The following is a 5,479-nucleotide window of genomic DNA, read 5'->3' as shown; positions in this document are numbered from 1 at the left end:
CGCCGAAGATCATGACCCACGGCAGACGGATCTGACTGGAGAGAGACAATGGGCACTTTTTTCTACGTGGTCCTGGCGTTCCTGATAGGCGTATTGGTCGGCTGGTTCCTTTGGGGGCGCCTGCGCGGTGAACTCGACAGCTTGCGCGGCGATCTCGACCGTACACGCAGCGAACGCGACAGGCTGCGCACCGACAGCGACCGCCTGACCGGCGAACTCGATGCATGCGGCAAGACCCGCGCCGACCTTGAGCGCCGGCTGCGCGAAGCGTCGGCCGCACCTGCCGCCGGAAGCAGCGCGGCAAAACCGGCAAGCCAGGCGCCGGCGGCCCTGATGTCGACCCCCGCGACGGCCAAATCCGCCACCACAAAGCCCGCGACGGCCAAACCGGCCGCTGCGAAAGCGGTCTCTGCCAAGCCGGCGGCGAAACCCGTCGCCACCAAAACCTCGGCTCCAGCCAAATCCGCAATGAGCAAGCCTGCAACAGTCAAGCCTGCAACAGCCAAGCCTGCAACAGCCAAGCCAGCATCCGGAAAGCCCGACAATCTGCGTCGGCTGATCGGTATCGGTCCGGTCAATGAGAAACTGCTCAAGGCACAAGGCGTCACCAGCTTCGCCCAGATCGCGTCCTGGACAGCGGCCGATATCAAACGGATCGAGGACGTCATGAATTTCGATGGCCGCATCGCGCGCGAACGCTGGATCGAGCAGGCCAAGCTGCTCGCCGCCGGCAACGAGAAGGAATTCGCCAAGCAGTTTCCAACAGCCGGAACCTCCAGCAACAGCTGATCGCCAGGCACGACCTGAAGATTGCAAGCGGCGGCGCCATATCGGCGTCGCCGTTTGCTCTTGGTTCCTGAGTTGGCCCAAAGGTCGGCTTTAAGAGGCAGCGTGCCGTTCCCTCGATTGCGCGCGGGCGGCACCCCATATAGAGCGGTTGATGGCTTCATTGACCGCAGCATTCGGTGCCCATGTCCCTGCCCGCCGCAATTTTTCGCAATGACAAAAGCGCGCGCCAGCTCGTTTTCGACCGGCCGGCCGATATCATCGTGGCGCACGATGCAGGCGATTTCGGGCCGGCTCTGGAAGCAGCACAAGCCGCGCATGATGCAGGCAAATGGCTTGCCGGCTATTTCTCGTATGAGGCGGGCTACCTGCTCGAACCCAAGCTCGTTCCCCTGCTGCCGAATGGACGCCGCGCCCCACTCGTGTGCCTTGGGGTTTTCGATGCCCCGGTCGAACAGGCGGTGCCGCCGCGCAATATGGCGGCGACCAATGGCCCGATCTTCGACGCCCGTGCGACGTGGTCGCCCGAGGATTATGAAAAACGCTTCTCGCGGCTGCACCAGCACATCCGGCAAGGTGATTGCTACCAGGGCAATCTGACCTTTCCCGTGCATGCGCAATGGTCAGGCGAGCCTCTGGCCGCGTTCGATGCGTTGACTGAACGTCAGCCGGTGAAATATGGCGCGCTGATCGCGCTCGGTGAACCCATCGTGCTGTCGCGCTCGCCTGAACTGTTCTTCGAGATCGACGCCGAGGGCATGATCGAGACGCATCCGATGAAGGGAACGGCGCCGCGCGGCGCCACCAAAGCCGAGGACGAACGGCAGAAGATCTTCCTGCGCAATGACGAGAAAAACCAGGCCGAAAACCGGATGATCGTCGATCTCCTGCGCAACGATATCTCGCTGATCAGCGAGGTGGGCACGCTGGACGTGCCGGCGCTGTTCCGCATCGAGACTTACCCGACCGTGCATCAGATGGTGAGCGACGTCAGGGCCAAACTGCTGCCGGGTCTCTCTATCCGCCAGATCTTTGCGGCGCTGTTTCCTTGCGGTTCGATCACCGGCGCGCCTAAGATCCGTGCCATGGAGATCCTGCGCGACCTGGAAGGCACGCCCCGCGATGCCTATTGCGGCGCCATAGGCTGGATCGCACCCGGCGGCCCGATGCGCTTTTCCGTGGCGATCCGCACCATCTCGCTCTTTTCGGGCGGCGAGGCCGTCTACAATGTCGGAGGCGGCGTCGTCTTCGATTCGACGGCGCAGGAGGAGTATCAGGAGTGTCTGCTGAAAGCGCGCTTCGCGACGGGAACACCGCCGACTTTCAGTTGATCGAGACCATGCGCTGGGAACCCGGCTCGGGCTTCCTGCGCTTCGATCGTCATCTTGCGCGCCTCTATGGCTCGGCGGCGGAACTCGGCTTCCGCTGTGATCCAGGCACGGTCGGCGAGGCGCTGAGCAGCGCGGTCGGCGGTTCCGGCGTTGCCACGCGCACGCGTCTCGTCCTGTCGCACGATGGCGAGGTGACGGCCTCTGCGCAGCCTTATGAACCGCTCGCCGCCGACAAAGTCTGGATGCTGCGGCTGGCGCGGACGAGGCTCGATTCGAACGACACGCTGCTGCGCCACAAGACCAGCCGGCGACAGCTTTACACGCGTGCCCGTGCCGAACACCTCATCACGCAGGCCGACGAGGTGCTTATGGCCAACGAGCGTGGCGAGATCTGTGAAGGCACGATCACCAATGTCTTTGCCGATGTCGGCGACGGCGTGCTGGCGACGCCCCGGCTCGATTGCGGCCTGCTGCCTGGCGTATTGCGCGCGCAGCTTCTGGATGAAGGCCGCGCCCGCGAAGCGATCTACAGCTTGGACGATCTGAAATCCGCCAAGTCCCTGTTCGTCGGCAATTCGCTGCGCGGACTGATCCCGGCAAGACTGACCTGAGACATGACGTCCCCAAAACATACGCTGCCCACCCACACGCCCTATGACGGCTCGTCGAAACTGTTCAGCATCGGGCTGAAGCCGCTCGACCCGGCGGCCTGGATCGAGGTCGACGGCCATCTGCTGCCGTATCTCGCCGAAAAGCACCGGCTCTATGCCGAAATCCCAGAGCGCGTTTTCGTCGAGGAGGACGGCACGCGCGACGCCCAGCAGGAAGTGCTCGACTTGCTCGCCGCGCATCTCCCGGAGAGGTTCCCCGAAACCCATCGGCTCGGCGGATCAGGCGTCGAGGTGGCGGGCGCGGCGAGCCGTCTGCCTGCTTCCCTCGCCGATGCGCCGCTGGCCAAAGCCTCACTGCTCGTCCAGGAAGACCTGATCCTGATGCGCAGCAGTGACAGCGGCTGGCGGCTGGTCGCCGGCTCGCTCTGCTTTCCCTCCTCCTGGTCGCTCCTGGAAAAGTTCGGCAAGCCGCTGCAGGACATCCACGCGCCGGTGCCGGGTTTCGGCCCGGGCACGCGTCCGGCGGAACTCATCAACCGGATGTTCGATGGCCTCCAGGGGCAGGCCGTCGAGCGCTACAACTGGTCGATCCAGGCCGACAACGCGCTCTACCATCCGCTCTCCGACCTGCAGCGCATCGACCGCGCCACCAACCGGCCGTCGCGCTTTCCCGATGGCGACATCGACGCCCATGCCTTCATTCGCGTCGAGCGGCAAACCCTACGCAAACTGCCTGTTTCACGCGATATCCTGTTCACCATCCGCATCCATCTCGATCCGCTCGCCGTGCTGGCCAGGCACCCTGATCGGGCGAAGCTCGCGGTGTCTTTCGCCGCCCAGCTCGAAGCACTCGATCTCGCCCAGCTCGACTACAAGGGCCTGACATCGGACCGTGATCGGCTGATGACGGTCCTTAACCACATGGCCAATGACGACTGATCGCTGGTTGGCGCTTTTCGCTGGTTTGTGACAATGATCTGTGATGTAGCGCATGGCCGCCGGGCAAAGATGCCCGGTTTTGTGTGTGCGTTTTCCCAGTTTCCTGGGCTTTGAAGGAGTGCTCGATAAAATGGCGAATGAAAACTGGCCCGTTTACGGTGAGATCAGCGGCCCTGTCGTGATGATCGGCTTCGGCTCGATCGGCCGGGGAACGCTGCCGCTGATCGAACGCCATTTCAAGTTCGACAAGTCGCGCATGACGGTTATCGATCCGCGCGACACCGACCGCAAGCTGCTCGACGAGCGCGGCATCACCTTCGTCCAGGAAGCGGTGACCGAGAAGAACTACAAGAAGCTCCTGACCCCGCTTCTGACCAATGGCGGCGGCCAGGGCTTTTGCATCAACCTGTCGGTTGATACCGGCTCGGTGGACCTGATGCGGCTCTGCCGCAAGCTCGGCGTGCTCTACATCGACACCGTCGTCGAGCCGTGGCTCGGCTTCTATTTCGACGCCAAGGCCGATAACGCCAGCCGCACCAATTACGCGCTGCGCGAGTCGCTGCTCAAGGAAAAGCACGACAAGCCCGGCGGCGCCACGGCGGTCTCCACCTGCGGCGCCAATCCAGGCATGGTCTCGTGGTTCGTCAAGCAGGCGTTGGTCAATCTCGCCACCGATCTTGGCCTGGAGTTCTCGGAGCCCGCGCAGGACGATCGCGAGGGCTGGGCCAAGCTGATGAAGAAGGCCGGCGTCAAGGGCATCCACATCGCCGAACGCGACACCCAGCGCACCAAGAAGCCGAAACCGATGGATGTGTTCTGGAACACATGGTCGGTCGAAGGCTTCATCTCCGAGGGCCTGCAGCCCGCGGAACTTGGCTGGGGCACACACGAGACATGGATGCCGAAGAACGCCAAGAAGCACAAGCACGGCTCGAAGGCAGCCATCTACCTGGAGCAGCCGGGCGCCAACACGCGCGTGCGCTCGTGGTGCCCGACGCCCGGCGCGCAATACGGCCTGCTGGTGACGCATAACGAGGCGATCTCTATCGCCGATTTCTTCACCGTGCGTTCGAAGAAGGGCAAGGTGCATTACCGCCCGACCTGCCACTATGCCTATCATCCCTGCAACGACGCGATGCTGTCGCTTGACGAGATGTTCGGCGCCGCCGGCAAGCCTCAGCCGGTGCATCATGTGCTCGACGAGAACGAGTTGATCGACGGCGTCGACGAACTCGGCGTGCTGCTCTACGGCCACGACAAGAATGCCTACTGGTACGGCTCGCAGCTGTCGCTCGCCGAGGCGCGCAAGCTGGCCCCCTACCAGAATGCCACCGGCATGCAGGTCACCTCGGCGGTGCTCTCGGGCATGGTCTGGGCGCTGGAGAATCCCGAGGCCGGCATCGTCGAAGCCGACGAGATGGACTACAGGCGGTGCCTGGAAGTGCAGTCCCAGTATCTCGGACCGGTCAAGGGCTACTACACCGACTGGACGCCGCTCGATAACCGTCCCGGCCTGTTCCCGGAAGACCTCGACCGGAACGACCCGTGGCAGTTCCGCAACATCCTTGTGCGATAGCAGCACCGCCCACCTGCCTCACTGCCTTGCAATCGCCCGGAAATCGGGCGATTGAAGGGATGCGGACCATAGCGATACGTATTCATCTGGACGCACGTCGCTCTGGAAACTTGGATGCACGCCTCGTGCTTGTCGAAAATCGATTTCCGATTTTTGGGCCGAAGCGAGAGGAGAGGATTTTCACATGATCATTGCGCGCAAAATTCTTTCGATGAGCGTGGCGGGTGGCATTTCGG

5 protein-coding genes are annotated in these 5,479 nt (G+C 63.1%); all 5 read left to right on the top strand.

Annotated features, from left to right (window positions below):
* Positions 1-48: 48 nt before the first annotated feature.
* Positions 49-789: a hypothetical protein gene (locus tag EN969_RS15040; RefSeq protein ID WP_063168942.1), complete on the top strand. Its 741-nt coding sequence runs from the start codon at positions 49-51 to the stop codon at positions 787-789.
* Between the two features lie 182 nt (positions 790-971).
* Positions 972-2,117: an aminodeoxychorismate synthase component I gene (locus EN969_RS15035; protein WP_063168943.1), complete on the top strand. Its 1,146-nt coding sequence runs from the start codon at positions 972-974 to the stop codon at positions 2,115-2,117.
* Positions 2,066-2,728, top strand: a complete 663-nt coding sequence (locus EN969_RS15030) for an aminotransferase class IV family protein (RefSeq protein WP_063168944.1) — start codon at positions 2,066-2,068, stop codon at positions 2,726-2,728. Before EN969_RS15035 ends, EN969_RS15030 begins: the two co-directional genes overlap by 52 nt.
* A gap of 3 nt (positions 2,729-2,731) precedes the next feature.
* Positions 2,732-3,667 (top strand): DUF3445 domain-containing protein, encoded by a 936-nt coding sequence (locus EN969_RS15025; protein WP_063168945.1) that lies wholly within the window; start codon positions 2,732-2,734, stop codon positions 3,665-3,667.
* Between the two features lie 130 nt (positions 3,668-3,797).
* Positions 3,798-5,243, top strand: a complete 1,446-nt coding sequence (locus EN969_RS15020) for a homospermidine synthase (RefSeq protein ID WP_013529731.1) — start codon at positions 3,798-3,800, stop codon at positions 5,241-5,243.
* Positions 5,244-5,479 lie beyond the last annotated feature (236 nt).

The organism is Mesorhizobium sp. M7A.F.Ca.CA.003.01.2.1 (assembly GCF_003998945.1).
In the GTDB taxonomy this organism is placed as follows: domain Bacteria; phylum Pseudomonadota; class Alphaproteobacteria; order Rhizobiales; family Rhizobiaceae; genus Mesorhizobium; species Mesorhizobium ciceri.
The sequence above is the reverse complement of the archived record's forward strand: the minus strand, read 5'-3'. Positions and strand labels throughout refer to the sequence as shown.

Coding starts and splice junctions, on each gene's coding strand:
- EN969_RS15025 (WP_063168945.1), top strand. CDS start 2,732: ATGACGTCCCCAAAACATACGCTGCCCACCCACACGCCCTATGACGGC.
- EN969_RS15040 (WP_063168942.1), top strand. CDS start 49: ATGGGCACTTTTTTCTACGTGGTCCTGGCGTTCCTGATAGGCGTATTG.
- EN969_RS15020 (WP_013529731.1), top strand. CDS start 3,798: ATGGCGAATGAAAACTGGCCCGTTTACGGTGAGATCAGCGGCCCTGTC.
- EN969_RS15035 (WP_063168943.1), top strand. CDS start 972: ATGTCCCTGCCCGCCGCAATTTTTCGCAATGACAAAAGCGCGCGCCAG.